The 17448-nt window shown below is 45.9% G+C and carries 14 protein-coding genes; 11 read left to right on the forward strand and 3 right to left on the reverse strand.

Annotation, left to right across the window (positions count from 1 at the left end; all coding sequences use genetic code 11):
* Positions 1-56 precede the first annotated feature (56 nt).
* Positions 57-2501 carry a leucine--tRNA ligase gene (gene leuS, locus J2T16_RS10980; protein WP_499018337.1) on the forward strand — a complete coding sequence of 815 codons (2445 nt, stop codon included), beginning with the start codon at positions 57-59 and terminating at the stop codon, positions 2499-2501.
* Here the strand turns inward: leuS and comER are convergent.
* The gene (gene comER / locus J2T16_RS10985) at positions 2482-3327 is read right to left on the reverse strand and encodes a late competence protein ComER (protein ID WP_123062606.1); all 846 of its coding nucleotides are present in this window, start codon (positions 3325-3327) and stop codon (positions 2482-2484) included. The genes leuS and comER overlap by 20 nt on opposite strands.
* A gap of 185 nt (positions 3328-3512) precedes the next feature.
* Between comER and J2T16_RS10990 the strand changes: the two genes are divergently transcribed.
* From J2T16_RS10990 to J2T16_RS11005, 4 genes are all read left to right on the forward strand, one after another.
* Positions 3513-4109: a ComEA family DNA-binding protein gene (locus J2T16_RS10990; RefSeq protein ID WP_260510904.1), complete on the forward strand. Its 597-nt coding sequence runs from the start codon at positions 3513-3515 to the stop codon at positions 4107-4109.
* A gap of 47 nt (positions 4110-4156) precedes the next feature.
* Positions 4157-4678, forward strand: a complete 522-nt coding sequence (locus J2T16_RS10995) for a deoxycytidylate deaminase (protein WP_090914912.1) — start codon at positions 4157-4159, stop codon at positions 4676-4678.
* Positions 4679-4867: 189 nt separating this feature from the next.
* Positions 4868-7882, forward strand: a complete 3015-nt coding sequence (locus J2T16_RS11000; protein WP_499018338.1) for a ComEC/Rec2 family competence protein — start codon at positions 4868-4870, stop codon at positions 7880-7882.
* 136 nt (positions 7883-8018) lie between these two features.
* A complete protein-coding gene (locus J2T16_RS11005; protein WP_221788910.1) occupies positions 8019-9989 on the forward strand; it encodes a copper amine oxidase N-terminal domain-containing protein in 1971 nt (656 codons plus the stop codon).
* Positions 9990-10139: 150 nt separating this feature from the next.
* On the opposite strand, the gene J2T16_RS11010 is transcribed toward J2T16_RS11005, so the two are convergent.
* Positions 10140-10442, reverse strand: a complete 303-nt coding sequence (locus J2T16_RS11010) for a hypothetical protein (protein WP_090914824.1) — start codon at positions 10440-10442, stop codon at positions 10140-10142.
* Positions 10443-10791: 349 nt separating this feature from the next.
* On the opposite strand from J2T16_RS11010, the gene J2T16_RS11015 reads away from it, so the two are divergent.
* The 3 genes from J2T16_RS11015 to holA all read left to right on the forward strand — a co-directional run bounded on the left by J2T16_RS11015 (position 10792) and on the right by holA (position 13907).
* The gene (locus J2T16_RS11015) at positions 10792-11340 is read left to right on the forward strand and encodes an RNA polymerase sigma factor (RefSeq protein WP_090914823.1); all 549 of its coding nucleotides are present in this window, start codon (positions 10792-10794) and stop codon (positions 11338-11340) included.
* On the forward strand, positions 11337-12632 hold the full coding sequence (locus tag J2T16_RS11020) for an anti-sigma factor family protein (protein WP_499018340.1): 1296 nt from the start codon (positions 11337-11339) through the stop codon (positions 12630-12632). The genes J2T16_RS11015 and J2T16_RS11020 overlap by 4 nt, the downstream gene beginning before the upstream one ends.
* 258 nt (positions 12633-12890) lie before the next feature.
* Entirely contained in the window at positions 12891-13907 is a 1017-nt protein-coding gene (gene holA / locus J2T16_RS11025; protein WP_090914819.1) for a DNA polymerase III subunit delta, read from the forward strand.
* A gap of 184 nt (positions 13908-14091) precedes the next feature.
* Here holA and rpsT read toward each other — a convergent pair whose 3' ends face one another.
* Positions 14092-14364, reverse strand: coding sequence for a 30S ribosomal protein S20 (gene rpsT, locus J2T16_RS11030; RefSeq protein WP_024628504.1), 273 nt, complete (start codon positions 14362-14364; stop codon positions 14092-14094).
* 176 nt (positions 14365-14540) lie between these two features.
* Between rpsT and gpr the strand changes: the two genes are divergently transcribed.
* From gpr to J2T16_RS11045, 3 genes are all read left to right on the forward strand, one after another.
* Positions 14541-15542 (forward strand): GPR endopeptidase, encoded by a 1002-nt coding sequence (gene gpr, locus J2T16_RS11035; protein WP_154887994.1) that lies wholly within the window; start codon positions 14541-14543, stop codon positions 15540-15542.
* Between the two features lie 156 nt (positions 15543-15698).
* Positions 15699-16991: a stage II sporulation protein P gene (locus J2T16_RS11040; RefSeq protein ID WP_499018341.1), complete on the forward strand. Its 1293-nt coding sequence runs from the start codon at positions 15699-15701 to the stop codon at positions 16989-16991.
* Between the two features lie 26 nt (positions 16992-17017).
* Positions 17018-17374 carry a DUF3679 domain-containing protein gene (locus tag J2T16_RS11045; protein ID WP_499018342.1) on the forward strand — a complete coding sequence of 119 codons (357 nt, stop codon included), beginning with the start codon at positions 17018-17020 and terminating at the stop codon, positions 17372-17374.
* The last annotated feature ends 74 nt before the right edge of the window (positions 17375-17448 follow it).

Consider the following 17448-nt stretch of genomic DNA (forward strand, 5'->3'; position numbering starts at 1 on the left):
TGCTGAGGTTTTTTTTGTTGTTATAAAGCGCGTATAACCTGAAGGAGGAATTATAGATGAGTGAGAATCATCAGCCGAAGCACGGCTATCAGCCGCAAGTGATGGAGAAAAGTTGGCAGCAATATTGGGATGACAACAAAACGTTTAAAACAGGTGAGGACCCGTCCAAACCGAAGTTTTATGCACTGGATATGTTCCCATATCCGTCCGGTTCAGGACTGCACGTAGGTCACCCGGAAGGATATACTGCAACTGATATCGTATCCCGTTACAAACGGATGCGTGGATACAATGTGCTGCACCCAATGGGCTGGGACGCTTTTGGTCTGCCAGCAGAGCAGCACGCACTGGATACGGGGGAGCACCCGCGTCATATCACATTCCGCAACATTGACAATTTCCGTCGTCAGATCAAATCTCTCGGATTCTCATATGACTGGGATCGTGAGATCAGTACAACAGACCCTGAGTATTACAAATGGACACAGTGGATCTTTATTCAGCTGTACAATAAAGGGTTGGCCTATGTCGATGAAGTGCCGGTGAACTGGTGTGAAGCATTGGGCACGGTTCTGGCGAACGAAGAGGTTATTGACGGTAAGAGTGAACGTGGCGGACACCCGGTTGTACGTAAACCGATGCGTCAATGGGTACTGAAAATTACGGAATACGCAGAGCGTTTGCTGGAAGATCTGGAAGAGCTGGACTGGTCGGAAAGCATCAAGGATATGCAGCGTAACTGGATCGGCAAATCGACCGGGGCTGAAGTGGTTTTTGCCATCGAAGGCCGTGAAGAAGTAATCAAAGTATTCACAACCCGTGCAGATACATTGTTCGGTGCAAGTTTTGCCGTTCTGGCTCCAGAGCACGAATTGGTTGACGCGATTACATCCGAAGAACAGCGTGAGGCAGTGAAAGCTTATCAGGAGCAGGCTGCGCGTAAGAGTGATCTGGAACGTACGGACTTGGCAAAAGACAAAACAGGTGTGTTCACAGGTGTATATGCGATCAATCCGGTTAACGGAGCGAAGCTGCCGATCTGGATTGCTGACTATGTACTTGCTGGCTATGGTACAGGAGCTGTTATGGCTGTTCCGGGCCACGATGCACGTGACTGGGAATTCGCGAAGCAGTTTGACCTGAATATCATTGAAGTCATTGCCGGCGGAGATGTTACAAAAGAGGCGTATACAGGTGACGGCGCACATGTGAACTCCGATTTCCTGAACGGTTTGAACAATGAAGAAGCTGCGGCGAAAATGATCGCTTGGCTCGAAGAGAACGGCAAAGGACAAGGAAAAACAACGTACCGTCTGCGCGACTGGCTGTTCAGCCGTCAACGTTATTGGGGAGAGCCGATTCCGATTCTGCATCTGGAGGACGGGACGATGAAGACTGTGCCAGAAGATCAATTGCCACTGTTGCTGCCTGACATTGACCAGATCAAACCTTCAGGTACAGGGGAATCCCCACTGGCAAACGTGACCGATTGGGTAAATACGGTTGATCCGGAAACGGGTATGAAAGCTCGCCGTGAAACTAACACGATGCCACAATGGGCGGGAAGCTGCTGGTATTACCTGCGGTTTATCGATCCGCACAATGACAAGGAACTGATCTCACAGGAGAAACAACAGCAATGGTTGCCAGTTGACCTGTACATCGGTGGGGCAGAACATGCTGTACTACACTTGTTGTATGCTCGTTTCTGGCACAAAGTGCTGTATGATCTGGGTGTCGTACACACGAAAGAGCCGTTCCATAAGCTGGTTAACCAAGGTATGATTCTGGGAACCAACAATGAGAAAATGAGTAAATCTCGCGGTAATGTCATCAACCCGGATGAGATTGTTAACGAATTCGGTGCAGATACACTGCGTCTCTATGAGATGTTTATGGGTCCTCTGGAAGCGACTAAACCTTGGAACGCAAACGGGGTAGAGGGAATGTATCGTTTCCTGTCACGCGTATGGCGCCTGTTCATTAACGAAGATACTGGTGCGATTAATGAGAAAATTACAGCTGACGGTGGAACCGACGAGTTCAAACGCACAGCACACAAAACGATTAAAAAAGTGACGGAAGATCTGGAACATCTGCGCTTCAACACGGCGATCAGCCAATTGATGATCTTCATCAACGACGCGTACAAAGCAGAGACGCTGCCTCGCGAAGCGATGGAGAACTTCGTTCAATTGCTGTCACCTCTGGCGCCGCATATGGCAGAGGAACTGTGGAATCGTCTTGGACACGAGGGTGGAATCTCTTACGTAGCTTGGCCTGCATACGATGAGTCCATGACTGTGGATGCAGAAGTGGAAATCGTAGTTCAAGTGAACGGCAAAATTGTAACTCGTGCGACGATCGCGAAGGATCTGGATGCACAGGGAATGCAGGACTACACGATGGAACTTGCACCTGTGAAACAGGCGCTGGAAGGCAAGACTATTCGCAAAGTCATTGCCGTTCCAGGCAAACTGGTTAATATTGTTGCCGGTTAATCTCGCTGGCACGGAATACCTCATCCAGTTTGACTAAATCTTCATCGTATTTTTCATGTGTTGTATGGATCAGACTATCAAAAACACCATCGAGGTTGTTTCTCAGCAGCGCAAGTGCCTGAGCGGTTATTCCGCCAGGTACGGCGACACGGGCTTGAAGTTCTTGTGGAGTATAACCTCCCTCGGTGAGCAGTTTGCCTGTACCTAGAAGCATCTCACCGGCAAGGGCGCAGGCGTCGGCACGTTTGATACCTGTCAAGCGCACAGCACTTTCAATCCATTGCTCCAAAAAGAAGGATATGAATGCAGGGCCACAGCTGGAGAAGTCAGATGTGATTCGAGTGCAGGCTTCATCCACTTGATAAGGTTTGCCGATATGACTCATTAGGCCTTCGAGCAGTGAGCGATCTTCTGCCGTCATACGTTCACCATGGATGAATAGGCTTGCTCCGCTGCCGACCTGATGTGTAACACTGGGGATAACCTTGGAGACTTTGCAAGGAAGCGAAGATTCCAGATGGCGCAGCTGCACGGGGCTGGTGATCGAGACAATTATGTGATTGGAATTCACAACAGGCAGGATATCATCAATGACATGTCTGAATTCCAGCGGTTTCACGCACAGGAAGATGATGTTGCTGCGAATGACTGTTTCCCGATTGCTCTGTGATTCATGCAGCCCTGGATAACGGAGGGAAAGCTGACGTACTTTGGATGGAGTTCGATTGCTTGCTGCAATCTGACGGGGTTCGAGTGCACCGGATTGGATCAGGGCATAGATCAACAGACTGCCCATGCTGCCGGTTCCGATAAATCCAACCTTCATTGGTTTAGGCCTCCTTTCATGCTTTACGGTAATGGCGCAGTTTCTTCCCTCTATTGTATGCATCAGGGTCTGGTTCACATGACATGAAATTATGTAACTTAGATAAGCGAAATCATGAAACGGTTCGGAAGCACCGCCCGTGTTCGAAATGATCTCTATTTTGAATATGAGGGAGTGTGCGGAAGATGAGACGGAACAAAGCGTTGTCCATTGCTGCAGCAGTGGTTGGATGTGTACTAATATTATGGTCGGGCAAAAGTGAACAGCCACCTAGCGGCTGGGAACCGATGCAGCTCGGCTCCAATCAGCCGACAAGTGAGCAGAATTCTTCTGCGATACAGTCGGCTGCTTTGGTTCCCGAGAATGTAGCTGATGCTGCGCCTAAAGATGGGGTGAGCGGTAGGCAATTGGACGACGCAGCTCCAGCACAGGAGTCGAAGGTTCGGGAGCCTAATGTTGCTCCTGCTGTGTCAGGCAATGCACCAGCTCAACCACAGGCCCAGGTGAATGAAAGCCGTTCATCTGTATCTGAAGCAGAAGCAACATCTAAACCAGCTGACGAAACAACCAGTGAGACGGCAGATCACGGTAAGATCGATGTGAATACTGCACCTGTCAACAAACTCACGGAGCTTCCGGGGATTGGACAGAAGAAAGCTCAGGCCATTGTGGATTATCGCAATGCGCATGGTCCTTTTGCCAAAGTTAGCGATCTTACCAAGGTGAAGGGCATAGGCATGAAGATGCTGGAGAAGATGGCTCCCTATGTACAGATTCGTTAAAAGTTCAGCATAATAGTAATAGGTTCAAGGCGAGAGGAGAAAACGGCATGAGTGCAACAGAGCTTCGCAAGGACTGGGATACGTATTTTATGGACATTGCTTATATGGTATCGACACGTTCCCGTTGTCCGCGCCGGCACGTAGGAGCTGTGCTGGTTCAAGGGAAAAAGTTGCTGGGTACTGCCTATAACGGAGCACCGATGGGAGTGGCGGATTGCTCTGAGGCAGGCTGCATGATATCGGAAGAATATGAACTTGTAGTCACGGACGGACAGGAAGAAATGGTTAAAAAGCAACGCTGTATTCGTACCATCCATGCGGAGCAGAATTTGCTTTTATTCACGGATCGGATTGACCGCGAAGGTTCCTCTGTATATGTAACCGATGAGCCTTGCTGGACATGTGCCAACATGCTGGCGAACAGTGGTGTTACGGAGATTGTATTTCATCGCTCATATCCCAAAGATACGAGTAAAGTAAAAAATATGATGCATCAGAAAGGCATTTCGTTCCGTAGACTGGAGAATTACCAGCCTCCACGGGAGACTATGATGACCGTAAGCAATTAGCAAGAACTTATATAGAACAGGTTAAATGATTCAGATCATGTCAGAACAGATGACACCTGGGATATCTTTTATTTTCAATATTAATTAGTTTCATACGTATGGGGAAGAACCTCCGGCTAGCCTGAATGGGCTTCGGGGGTTTTTTGTGTATTTATTGCCTTGGAGATGAGCAGAAGGGAGAGGGACAGAATGAAAGGAAGACCATTGCTTCGCTTTACAATCTTTTGGTTGTGCGGTAGTGGCATGGCGTGTTTATTGACGGGATGGACTTTATTTTGGGGAGTAGTCGGGGCGATGGCATGTCTTCCACTCTTACTTCGTTTCATGAATATTCGTGGGTGGTCGATTCTTCTTTTAGTTATTGCTTTTGCAGGTGGTTTAATACAGTGGGAGTGGAATGATTTTCGTAATTATAGTACATTGCCAGCATATTTACATCGATCTACTGACGTAATTGATGGGTTAGATGTTCAAGTTGAAGGGGAACTTGTATCGGATGTGCAGGTTGATGGGGATCGGGCAGGTTTTGAGATGCAGGTTTCTTCTCTTAGGCTGTATGAAGAGACAGATAAGGAAGTCAAGAATCAAGATTCTTCGCCAGATCCTTCCTTGCAATCACTAAAGTCACAAGCGACTTCGGACAAAATGAATGAAAGAGTCATTGTACAAGTCCGATTAATGGAAGAGCAGGAACAGCATACAGCAGCATCTTGGAAGCGAGGGGATAAGCTGAAACTGTCAGGCTCGATAGTTCTTCCTGGTGAAGCCAGGAATTTTGGGGGATTTGACTATCGTAGCTATCTAAGGACGCAGTATATCCATTGGATGGTCAAAGTGAAGGGGGCCAGTTCGGTTCATGCTTCGTCTCCTGAAGGGCTGGGGAAAATAAACATTCTACGGTGGACAGATTCGGCAAGACTACTGCTCGGTTCGGCGGTAGATCGGTTGTTTCCTGAACCGCATGCCGGTTACATGAAAGGTCTGATCATCGGAATGGCGAAGGATATTGATCCAGGTACGTACGGTCAATTCTCACAGCTCGGATTAACTCATATCCTCGCCATCTCGGGTACACATGTTGCAGTGTATGTGGCTTCATTGCTCATGCTTTTATCATGGCTGAGATTAACAAGAGAGACAGCTCTAACGATTGTGCTGGTTCTCGTGCCAGCATATGTACTGCTCTCGGGCTGTTCTCCATCGGTCATTCGGGCAGGTATGATGTCGATGATCGGTCTGTATATGGCGAAGCGTGGACTTGCCAGAGATGGTATTCAGATCATCAGTGCAGCGGCTTTGCTCATGCTCTGGTGGAATCCTTATTTTTTATTAAATGTGAGTTTTCAACTCTCTTTTCTGGTGACGGCGGGACTGATGATTTATATGCCGCTTATTAACAGGTTGTTCAGCAAATGGCCCAAATCGCTGGCAGCGACAGCTTCGGTTACGGTAACAGCGCAACTGATTTCTTTTCCAGTGACGATTCTGTACTTCAATCAGTTCTCGTTGCTGTCTTTTGCAGCCAACTTTTTGCTGGTGTCTTTGATTAGTGCTGTAGTGCTTCCCTTAGGTACGGTTGCGATGATTCTATCATTTGTGTGGCTTCCGCTTGCGAAACTTCTGGCATGGATTGCGATTCAGTTGAATCAACTTACCTTTCTCAGTGTGGAATGGATGAACAGTTTGCCAGGTTTTGTGATGATCTGGCCTACACCTTCCTTATTATGGATTGCATCCTATTATGTGATTTTATATGTGTTGCTTTATTTGCTCCATCAGCGGAGCGGCGGTGAGATATCCCAAAATATTCATGTTGCAGAAGAGGATACAGCGCCACTTGATATGTCTTCACGAGGTGCTACACAAAGGGGCTCTACACTAGCATTAGGCTTCAATTCTTCACGGTCTGTTGACACTCAATCACTTTACACAGCGAAAGCGAACAATCGCTTGCAACTTTCAGCGCGCGATCCCTTGCCTACTCGAAGAGCAACATCAGATCATGGTTCACTCTCTACTCTTGGCGCAAGTATCGCCTGGCCTGAGTATGCAAGTGCATTTACATCTAGAGGTGCAGCCTTCTATAGCGAAGTACGCATGAGCCAAGCGAAGCGATGGTTATGTGGTGTGCTTGCCGTCGGTTTTGTAGCAGGATTATGGTGGGCATATCAGACGCCACGTCCTGCGGGAACAGGTGTAGTTCAATTTCTGGACATTGGTCAGGGAGACAGTACATTGATAACAACACCAGAAGGCAAACATATCCTTGTAGATGGCGGAGGCACGGTTAATTTTGGGGGGAGCGAACACTCGTGGAAAACAAGGCGTGATCCGTATGAGGTGGGAGCTAAAGTTGTTGTTCCTTTATTAAAAAAGAGAGGCATTCACCAGCTTGATGCTGTCATTGTGACTCATGCGGATCAGGATCATGCCGGTGGCCTTCAGTCCGTACTGGAGCAAATTCCAGTGAAACGCTTCATCTTTAACGGAACGACGAGTGGAAAGGAGAAATTCGATCAGTTGCTGGACACAGCGGTGCAACGCCAAATCCCACTATTCGCTACACATCAGGGCATGACCTATAAGCCCGATTCAGAAACGGCTTTATATTTTATCTCACCAGAGCGGAGTGGACCTAATCCAACAGGAGATCTGCCTGTTCTTGAGAATCAGAACGGTGGGTCGGTTGTTTTTTTGCTGGAGATGGCGGGTACGTCTATGCTATTCACCGGAGATATGGAAGCGGCAACGGAACAGGATGTGCTGTATGACATTCAGGATGGTTCGCTGGCGACCTCTTTTCAGCAGGACGTTCAAAAATCGGGGAGAACTGTTGCGGACAGCGAGACGAATGTAGTTGTGCCTGAATGGATGGGAAGTCTAGCGGAAAATGGCAGAGATCATCGTTCTTCAACGGTAGTTACCGTACCGCGACTACAATCACATCTATCTATAGATGTACTCAAGGTCGCCCACCATGGTAGCAAGACATCATCCTCAGAAGCATGGCTTCAGTATTGGAATGCCAAATCTGCACTGATCTCTGCAGGGGTTAACAATACCTATGGTCATCCCAACCCAGACGTAATGAAACGTTTGGAAGCAGTAGGTTCCCGGATTTATCGGACGGACCGGATGGGTGAGGTGCAGATGAGCGTGAAAGATGGGGAGATAAGTGTGCGGTGTAAGCTGGCTCCGAGATAAGAGTGGAATCATAAAGTCTGAAGGATACTTGAAGGATATTTGGTTATTTTTGCCGAATAGTATTAGGCTTGGCTTAGGAGGGGTCAAATGAAAAATTTAGTTTACTAGATACATAGAGAGAAGGGAACGTATAGGAATGCTACTATTCAAAAAAGCACGAGTTAGAACGTTTACATTGTGGATCGGGATTCTGGTTCTTAGTGTTCTGATGGGGATACCTGGAGCATTTGCTTCGTCTGAGTCGAATCGTTCTATTCATTCTGTTCTTGACCGTAATAACTATCTGCTAAATGATGGAACCTTGTGGTCAAAAGGAAGTATTGCTGGAGTGTGGACACAAAATCATAATTTAATCGGAATCTCAGGATCATATAATGGAGTTGTTTTTGGTTGGACTGCGGATGATCAAGTTATTATGTGGGATATGAATAATCCTCATCTGCCAACAACCAAACAATTCAAAGGAGTTAATAAGGTATATGGTAATGGATGGGTTCAGCTTCAGGATGGGAGCCTGTATAAGTTTAGAGATCAGGAGAAAGTTCTGGATTCTGCTCTAGATGTAAGTTCCTATTCGTATGGAAGTGACATCACCGACACCATTTTGTCTTCATCAGGTGATATATATTATTCAAAATATAGTAAAATTCGAAAAGCTGGAAATGTAGCTAACGCTACCGCAATTGCAGCAAATAATGTTTTTGCAGCAGTATTAAAAGATGACAACTCGGTAGTTATTGTCAATATGTTGTATCAGGAAGAGCAAATTACGATTGCTAATGATGTCCAATCTTTGATCTGGTGGGGAAACGAGTATAAACTACTTGCGGTGAAAAAGGATGGAACAGTCTGGAATTATGACAGAAATGACAATTACAAGGGTGAGCAGTTACCGGGACTAAACAATGTATCCAGAATGGTGTATTCACTTGATCTGGACGAATTATATGCACAGTTACAGGATGGCTCGTGGGCTGTATATCATAGTGGGAAGTTAACTTCTCTATCGGCACCGACTCTGAATCAAGTAACGCTTACGGCATCAACCAAGGAAGCTAATATCGGAGACACAGTCACACTTACTGTTCAGGAGAATTATAGTAACGGGTTCAAAACAAAACGTGCGCCTCTGCCTGGTGAAATTACGTTGGAACAGTCGCAAGTAGCTCTGATTCTGCCAGAAGGCAAGCTGAAAGCAACAGGCATGGGAACTACAAAAGTGATGCTGAAAATAGGGGATAAGTCTTCCGATACACAACTGACCGTTAACTCTCAACAGAAATTGACAGGAGCTGAATTATTAAACGGAAATGTGTATTTACCTGTACAATCTGTCTTCAAAATGCTAGGAGCCAAAATCGATGTTCAGGGAGTTCGTTTCAAGATACAGATGGGAAATGACCTTATCACACTGACAAAGGGAAGTGCAGTAGCAGATTTCAACGATAAAGCGATCACAATGAAAGGTAAGGTGCAGACCATTAACGGGCAAACCGTATTTCCTGCGGAACTTTTAAAACAAGTGGCACGTATACAGGTAAATTGGGATACTGAGTTGAAACAAGCCAAAGTGTTCGTTGGAAATGCTGCTTTTGTGGTGGAGTCGAAGGATACGCTTGCTTTGATTAAGAAAAAAGAGTTGGGAAATCTGAGCCGGTTCATTGGCAAGTCCTATTGGATTAATAGTGATACAAGCCTAGGGCAACGCTTTAGTAAATTGACTATCACCGATATTAAAATTGAAAAAGGGAAGTATGATGAACGAAGCTACTCCATTGTTTTCCGTAATACCAAGGGTAAAAGCGTTATTGCTTATGCAGGCGGGTTTCCATCGAGTGTAACGGAGATGTTGGCAGATTCAGATCAATTCTTTTCTTACGATCCCTATAAAAAATACAACTGGTCTTCATCTACATGGAAGAAAATCATTGCGGGTGAAGTAGCTCTAGGGATGAATACTACACAAGCGCGTCTGGCATGGGGAGATCCAAACAGTATTACGCAAGAAGCAAGCTCAAAAGGAAAAATTGAAGTTTGGGTTTATGCAAGTTCTGCAGGAGTCAGAGCTTTAGGATTCCTCAGTGGAAAGTTGATAGCCATTTATTAATTTTTTTAAAGTCTAGTTCTTTTTGTATAACTACTTACAATATAACACAAGAAAAAGCCCTGTTATCCATAACTCTCTTCAAAAGAGAATTAAGAGAAAGGGCTTTTTTCATATTCGTTCTGATTACTGAATATAAATGGGAATAGTGAATTATTCCACGCCGTCCTTGAAATGTTTATCCCAATGTTTATCACCTTTGTGCAAAATGTCTTCAACGGTTTTTTCGAGTGTCGCCAGTAGTTGTGCTCTGACATCCAGTACCGTTTCTCTGTACAAGCGTTCTTCCGATCCGACGATTTTATCGCCGTATAACGCCTGCGCAGCTACATATTTCCGATGTTCCTCAACCAGGGTGTCGATTGATTCCAAAGCGTGCTCCACAAAGTGGGAAATGCTTTGATATTCCTTTGGCATTTGTTCTTTTAATTGTTGAATTTTCGCTAGAGCTGGCATGCTCATCACCTCGTCTTATGAATGTAAATTTACAATACACCATTTTCATGAAAAATGCATTAAAAAAAGCTTAAATTTGGACAAATTTCGACTTTTTTTATTTTTAGGCCTTTAAAAGTACTTAACCATAATGTATGCCGTTGCATTTATTTTGAGTCGTGTAAGTACTGGAATTCGTGATGTCAGACGTTTGATGACTACGTTTGCATTTTCTGTTATTCTAAGATAAGATTCGGCGGCCCTTATACATATGCCGTTATTTTGTGATGGAAAATTAAAATATACTTAACTTTGCAACAATTTTATCGATGATTACGTCAGTAAGGTTGCAGGGAGAGGGGGATCCTTTGTGGTAGAGCCGGAACTCATCAGAGCCGCTCAATCGGGCGATCGCGACGCTCTAATTACCCTATTGCGGGAGATTGAACAGCACGTCTATCGGACCGCATATTACATTCTAAATAATGAACAGGACGCCTTGGATGCTGCGCAGGAAGCGTTGATCCGCATTTACACCAAGATTAATTCTTATGAAGAAAAAGCCCAGTTCAAAACCTGGGTGCAACGCATCGTAACGAATATCTGCATTGACAAGTTCAGAAGAACTAAGCCATCGGTGTCTATAGATGAGCATGAAATGGTTTTTCAGGATAAGCAGGATGTAGAATTTGAAGTGATGTCTACTTATGTAGCCAAGGACATTCAAGATGCGATCAACAAGTTGCCAGAGCATCATCGGACCGTCATTGTTCTAAGATATTTGCAAGATTTATCCTATAACGAAATTGCGGATTGTCTCGATCTTCCGCTAAATACGGTAAAGTCTTACTTATTTAGAGCCAGACAACAGTTACAAAATCTACTACAGGAGTATCAGAAAGGTGGTGTGACAGGATGAAATGCGAAGAGGTGGTGGAATGGATGCACCGGTATCTGGATCATGATCTGGGCGAGGCGGAAACGACGCAGATGCTACAGCATGTGGCCAAGTGTCCGGAGTGCGCCGAAAATTTTAGTATGCTCAGAGCTCTATCCAGGGAACTGGAAGATTTGCCGCAAGTAAGCCCGAAGTTCAGTCTGGTTGATGCGATTATGCCTCAATTGGATGCGATTGACGAAGCGCGAAAAGAACAAAGCAGTACCGTGCAAGAAATGAGTCCTGTCCCTGCGGCATTTGAGAGTCTAAAGCGCTCAAGTTCTAGTGAGCAGAAAGCGAAAACCAAATGGCTTAATTCGATGGTGGGACGGATGTCTGTGGGTGCAGCGGCCGCGGCTGTTGTATTGGGATTTGCCATCTGGGGATATCAGCCAGAGCAGATTGAGAATGCAGATTCGATGCTGATGAGCTCGGGGGCACCGCAAGATAGCAACAGTGAAGAGCAGTCTGCACAGAGGATGTATCTGAAAAACGATCAAGGAGACATAACGAACCAAGCAGAAGGCAGTGCGATTGCGCCTGACTCGTCAAATGATCCGGTGACGGAAGGTTCAATGCAACCGAATGCGGATCAACCTGACGAGAGCAACGGAACAGAACTGAAAACTCCAGAAGCTCCAGGTGATCAAGAGTCAGTAAAACCTTCCGCAGAAGGGCCGTCATCTCAAGACAAAGGCAAGCAAGAGGTAAATTCAAGTCCTTCTTCTGACTCTGGTAATACTCAGAAGAGCATGGATTCAGGTCAGGGAACGGAGCAGAAAAAGCCGGATACAAGTGAAGGTAGTGCTTCCACTCCTAATGACAAGGATGGAAGAAGTGCGTCCGAATCAAACGATGAGCTCGACGAGACATTTTCGGCTCAAACGATCATTCCAAACCAGGATACCCCGGCTCAAGGCAGTGAAACTGACAATGCAGGAACTGGAACGGAATCGGGTGCTACTGGAGGTCAGCAGGGACTAATGGCTCCTGAACAGGGAATCGCTGCACCGACAGGGACAAAAGAATGGAAATCACCGGATGGTTCTTATGTTGTTATGCTACTCGGTGACCAGTTAAGTATTTATGCGAAATCTGCGAATGATCCGGATGTTCTGAATCTGATTGAGCAACGGAGTGTAGAAGGTACGTTAAAGTCGGGAAGTTGGTCCAAAGACAGCCAGCAGTTCAATTATGAAATGGACAAAGACGGAGCGACTACAAAGGATACCTTCAAAGTCAGTACCTCATCTAATGTATCACCTGCGAAATAGCTCCATTATAAGGTTTCTGCAGGGCAATTAGAGAGAACCTTTTCTAATGAACAAGCATATACTGGATCTAACTAAAGAACGTCCTATCTCTGATCCAACAACTGACGTCGTATGACCGCACGCCAGCTATTTCTAGAATGGCTGTGCCTGCGTTTATATAGATGCAGAACAGTGGGCCTTTATCCATACATGGATGAAGGTCCCTTTGTTGTCTTGTGTATTTTCTGGTAGGATAAAAGGGATAAGGAGGCACGGTGGATGGATGTAAAAAGCGCAACAAAGGCAATACGCAGCGGAGAAACTGCGCCAATCTATGTGCTGTATGGAACGGAGAAGTACCAGATACAGCAGTTCACAGAGATGTTAAAAACGCATGTTATTGAAGAGGAGCATCAGGATTTTGCGGTTATTCCCTATGATCTCTCCGAAACACCGATCGAGGTTGTTGTGGAAGAAGCAGAGACGGTTCCCTTTCTCGTTCCGCGTAAATTGATTATTGTAAGGGACACCAGTTTGTTTACCGCGGGAAAGGAATCCAAAATAGAGCATCAGGTGGATCGCTTGATTACATATATGGATAATCCCGCTGATTACAGCACGATCGTTTTTTTGGCGCAAGGAGATAAGCTGGATGAGCGGAAGAAACTAGTAAAAGCAGCCAAGAAACAAGCGGTTGTGTTGGCCTTTGCACCGCTAAGTGGAGAAGAATTGATCCAATGGATTGTGAAACTCGCGAAACAGAGAGAGGTAACCTTTGAAGCTGGGGCAGCAGATACGCTAATCAGTTATGCTGGAACGGGACTGCAAGGGTTATCTGCCGAAGTGGATAAGCTTTGTTTGTTTGCAGGAAACGGAGGAACGATTCGCCGCGCAGATATCGAGTCACTGGTGGCTCGTAGCACGGAGCAGAACGTATTTGCACTTGTGGAGGAACTGGCTAATCTGAGGTTAGAAAAAGCACTTGCACTCTTTTATGAACTTTTGAAGCAACGTGAAGAACCGATCAAGATTGCAGCGCTGATTGCGCGGCAGTTCCGTATTATGATTCAGGTCAAGGAACTTGGGCAACAAAGTTACTCACAGCAGCAGATCGCCAGTCAACTTGGCTTGCATCCGTACGCTATCAAAATTGCCGGGGAACAGGCTCGGAAATTCGATGCTGACCGGTTGCGAAAGATTTTGAGTCACTTGAGTGAGCTGGATTATCAGATGAAAACAGGAGCCGTGGATAAGGTTCTTGGCCTGGAGTTATTTTTGTTAAGACTTGGAGCATAGCCGTAGGCAAAAACAAAAAAACAACCTGAGAGTTCTCCATCTGTTGATATTTCAACAGATGATCAGAGATGTTCAGGTTGTTTTTTTTATGGTATGTTCTTTTACTTGGCGGAACAGATGCTAAAAAATCCTGAAAGCCCATGCTGTTCAGGATTTTTCCATTGGTTCGTATAAGTAACGCTTCTTACGCTTGTGCGGAAAGAGCGTTCAGTTTTTTCGCCAAGCGAGACTTTTTGCGTGCAGCTGCATTTTTGTGAACCAGACCTTTAGTTACAGCCTTGTCCAGCTTTTTGGAAGCAGCTTGAATCGCAGCTTTAGCAGTGTCAACTTCGTTGCTTACCAGAGCAGCATCAGCAGCTTTAACAGCTGTGCGGAGTGCAGACTTCTGAGAAGCGTTGAGTGCGCGGCGCTTGTCGCTCGTTTTTACGCGTTTAACAGCGGATTTGATGTTTGGCATTACATTCACCTCCTGTAAGGCATTCGCATGAATACAAACGTTTCACAACTTAAAATATTCTATCACGCTAGCATGTAAATTGCAACAGATTTTGCATCGTTGTTTGGTATGTTGCATAAAGCCCGCCTTTTTCCCACACAATATGCTCAAATGGAATAAGGGAGGCAGGGACACAGATGACACTGGATTTACAAAATTATACCGTACGTACCGATTTGGCCATTGACTCCAAAGAAATGGCACAAGGCAGTCAGAAACAGACGATCCCCGGATTACGTGAGGATGTAGATAAGAAAGAGGGCATTACGATTACACGGATTGATGTGTTGAATGATGAAGCAGCGAAAGCCATAGGGCGTGTAAAAGGCCATTATGTCACACTTGAGGTGCCCTCCCTTCGCAACGGAGATACTGAACTGCAGGAACGGGTAGCCGCCGAATTCACACGAGAAATGGAAGCGTTTATGACCAAGGCGGGCATCGGCAAGGATTCCAAGGTACTGATCGTAGGTCTCGGCAACCTGAATGTAACTCCAGATTCTCTTGGTCCGTTGGTTGTAGAGAATTTGATGGTTACCCGGCAGTATTTTGAATTGGTACCAGATCAGGTGGCGCCTGGATATCGTGAGGTCAGTGCTATTGCTCCGGGTGTGCTTGGTACAACGGGAATCGAGTCAAGTGACATTGTGCAGGGCATTGTTGAGCGTACCCGTCCTGATGCCATTATCGCCATTGATGCGCTCGCTTCCCGCTCACTTGAACGAGTGAATACAACGATTCAGGTGGCTGATATCGGGATTCATCCTGGTTCTGGTATTGGTAACAAACGTCGCGGATTAACGAAGGAAATTCTGGGTGTTCCCTGCATTGCCATCGGTGTGCCAACGGTATGTTATGCTTCGACCATCGTGAACAACGTCATCGAAATGATGCGTTCTCACTTTCGTCAGGAAACCGATCAGACAAAACAAATCATGGGTATGCTCGATGACATCGGTGAAGAGGATCGTTTGAGTCTGGTAAAAGAAGTGCTTGAACCGCTCGGACATGACCTGATCGTAACTCCGAAAGAAATTGATGAGTTCATTGAAGGCATAGCCAATGTCATTGCAACCGGACTTAATGCGGCTCTTCACGAAGCAGTAAACCCTGATAACGTTGCGGCTTACACACACTAGAGCGAATCCCCTAATATGGAACGGAGAAGAAGGTCCGAATCTATCGGACTTTCTTTTTTTTGTTCACTTTATCTTTCTACTTCCTGTTCTATCAGATTGAATACTCTCATAGAGTTGAAGTATAAGAGTTGTTCTGCAAGGGAAGGAGACATAGGAATGAACAAGATATTGGCATGGAACATTGGTAAGTGGAAAAAAAGATGTCTGCATGTGCTGGCCATGGGCCGTACACTGTTGCTGCTTATGATCATATCTGCCCTCTTTTTTGTTGCACTCGGGCTCGGAGGCATGGCGGAGAAAAGGTTGAATAGTTCCCCGGTTTCTTCCATGAAGGGATTTGCAGGTTCAGTCTCAAGCCGCTTTTTTGTGGACATGTTGGGTATGGAAGTACCTCATCTCACTCAGAAGGAACAGAACACTGCAATTTCCGGTGAAAATCTAACTTCTTTTGTGTTTCAATTGCTCACGAATGTGAATCCTCAAGATCCCAAAAGTTTAATTGCACGTGAAATGCCAGGCATGGGTGCAAATCAGCCCGTTCTGCTTAGACCAGGCTCTGGCAATACCAAGGCAGAAGCACCTGAAGATTATCAGCCAGGTCCAGGCCTGACAGAAACAGCCTCATCAGGTGAAGGTAAGCCAGGAAGTGAACTGCATGTTCCTCCGGGTAAGGATGATCCAGACGTTTCCAGTGAGGATGATCCGGGAAAGGGTACAGTCGATGAAGATCCACCAGCAAAAGGGAATGGGCAAGACAAGGGGAATCCGGCCATTACGAGAAAATCCGTCCTTATCTATCACTCTCATCCGCGTGAAGGATATAATCCACTGCTAGGCACGGATAGCGATAATCCATCTTCCGGTAAAGCGACAGGTAATGTTTTTCAAGTGGGAACCTATCTATCGGATAGCTTGGAGAAGCTGGGCATCGGAGTAGAGCATGCGAAGGAAGATTATCAAACGAAAATCAAAGATTACAATTGGAACTTTTCCTATAAATATTCCAGACAGACTGTCAAAGCGGCGCTTGCTCAGAATGACGATCTGACCTATCTAATTGATATTCACCGCGATTCCCAGCGGCATAAAAAAACGACAACAACCATCGGTGATCAGAGTTACGCCAAGGTATATTTTATTATAGGGCATGAGAATCCAAATTGGCGTAAAAATGAAGCCTTTGCTGCAAAAATTCACAAAAAGCTGGAAGCCAAGTATCCTGGAGTGTCCCGCGGGGTGTGGGGGAAGAATGGCGGAGGAGGCAACAATGGAGAATATAATCAAACGCTTTCCCCGAACAGCATTCTCATTGAAATTGGTGGCATTGACAATACGGCAGCTGAGCTGAAACGAACCTCCAAAATTCTGGCAGATATGATCGCGGAAGTATATTGGGACGAGCAGAACGTAGATAAAGCAAGTGCAAAACCGGTATCCAAGGGCGGATAAATTATAGAAGAAGGGAGATCTGCGAGATGTCCAGATTCGGCAAAAAAATGCTGTCTGTCAGTCTGCTTATGTTACTTGGTGTATTGCTTGGCATGCAGCTGGCAGGCAGTGGTTTTCAGCATAACAACCCTGTGGAAAGTGTCCCCGTAGTGGCGACCACAGAAACCGCACCTGAGAAAAATACAACTGTATCCACTGAGCCTGTGCAGACCGAGGTTAAAAAGCCGTTTGTTCCTGTCCAGACCCCGAGCCAGGTGCTTGGGGCAGACCAGCACAAGGCCCCGGTGGATGTGCTGGCGGAAAAAACGGCTGGATTGCTGCAAAACTTGTCAAACAGCGGCATCAAGTGGGTGGTCTCTCTTTTTGGCGGAGTAGATGAATAGAAGCGGACGGATTAAAGGAAAACTAAACCTCCGGGGCACTCTTCAAGTAACTTTATTATAAAAGTTAAATCATC

This window comes from Paenibacillus intestini, from assembly GCF_030803945.1.
In the GTDB taxonomy this organism is placed as follows: Bacteria; Bacillota; Bacilli; order Paenibacillales; family Paenibacillaceae; genus Paenibacillus; species Paenibacillus polysaccharolyticus.

What these genes read in the sequence shown, in the direction of transcription:
- leuS (WP_499018337.1), top strand. Translation starts at nt 57, where the DNA reads ATGAGTGAGAATCATCAGCCGAAGCACGGCTATCAGCCGCAAGTGATG.
- comER (WP_123062606.1), bottom strand. Translation starts at nt 3,327, where the DNA reads ATGAAGGTTGGATTTATCGGAACCGGCAGCATGGGCAGTCTGTTGATC.
- J2T16_RS10990 (WP_260510904.1), top strand. Translation starts at nt 3,513, where the DNA reads ATGAGACGGAACAAAGCGTTGTCCATTGCTGCAGCAGTGGTTGGATGT.
- J2T16_RS10995 (WP_090914912.1), top strand. Translation starts at nt 4,157, where the DNA reads ATGAGTGCAACAGAGCTTCGCAAGGACTGGGATACGTATTTTATGGAC.
- J2T16_RS11000 (WP_499018338.1), top strand. Translation starts at nt 4,868, where the DNA reads ATGAAAGGAAGACCATTGCTTCGCTTTACAATCTTTTGGTTGTGCGGT.
- J2T16_RS11005 (WP_221788910.1), top strand. Translation starts at nt 8,019, where the DNA reads ATGCTACTATTCAAAAAAGCACGAGTTAGAACGTTTACATTGTGGATC.
- J2T16_RS11010 (WP_090914824.1), bottom strand. Translation starts at nt 10,442, where the DNA reads ATGCCAGCTCTAGCGAAAATTCAACAATTAAAAGAACAAATGCCAAAG.
- J2T16_RS11020 (WP_499018340.1), top strand. Translation starts at nt 11,337, where the DNA reads ATGAAATGCGAAGAGGTGGTGGAATGGATGCACCGGTATCTGGATCAT.
- holA (WP_090914819.1), top strand. Translation starts at nt 12,891, where the DNA reads ATGGATGTAAAAAGCGCAACAAAGGCAATACGCAGCGGAGAAACTGCG.
- rpsT (WP_024628504.1), bottom strand. Translation starts at nt 14,364, where the DNA reads ATGCCAAACATCAAATCCGCTGTTAAACGCGTAAAAACGAGCGACAAG.
- gpr (WP_154887994.1), top strand. Translation starts at nt 14,541, where the DNA reads ATGACACTGGATTTACAAAATTATACCGTACGTACCGATTTGGCCATT.
- J2T16_RS11040 (WP_499018341.1), top strand. Translation starts at nt 15,699, where the DNA reads ATGAACAAGATATTGGCATGGAACATTGGTAAGTGGAAAAAAAGATGT.
- J2T16_RS11045 (WP_499018342.1), top strand. Translation starts at nt 17,018, where the DNA reads ATGTCCAGATTCGGCAAAAAAATGCTGTCTGTCAGTCTGCTTATGTTA.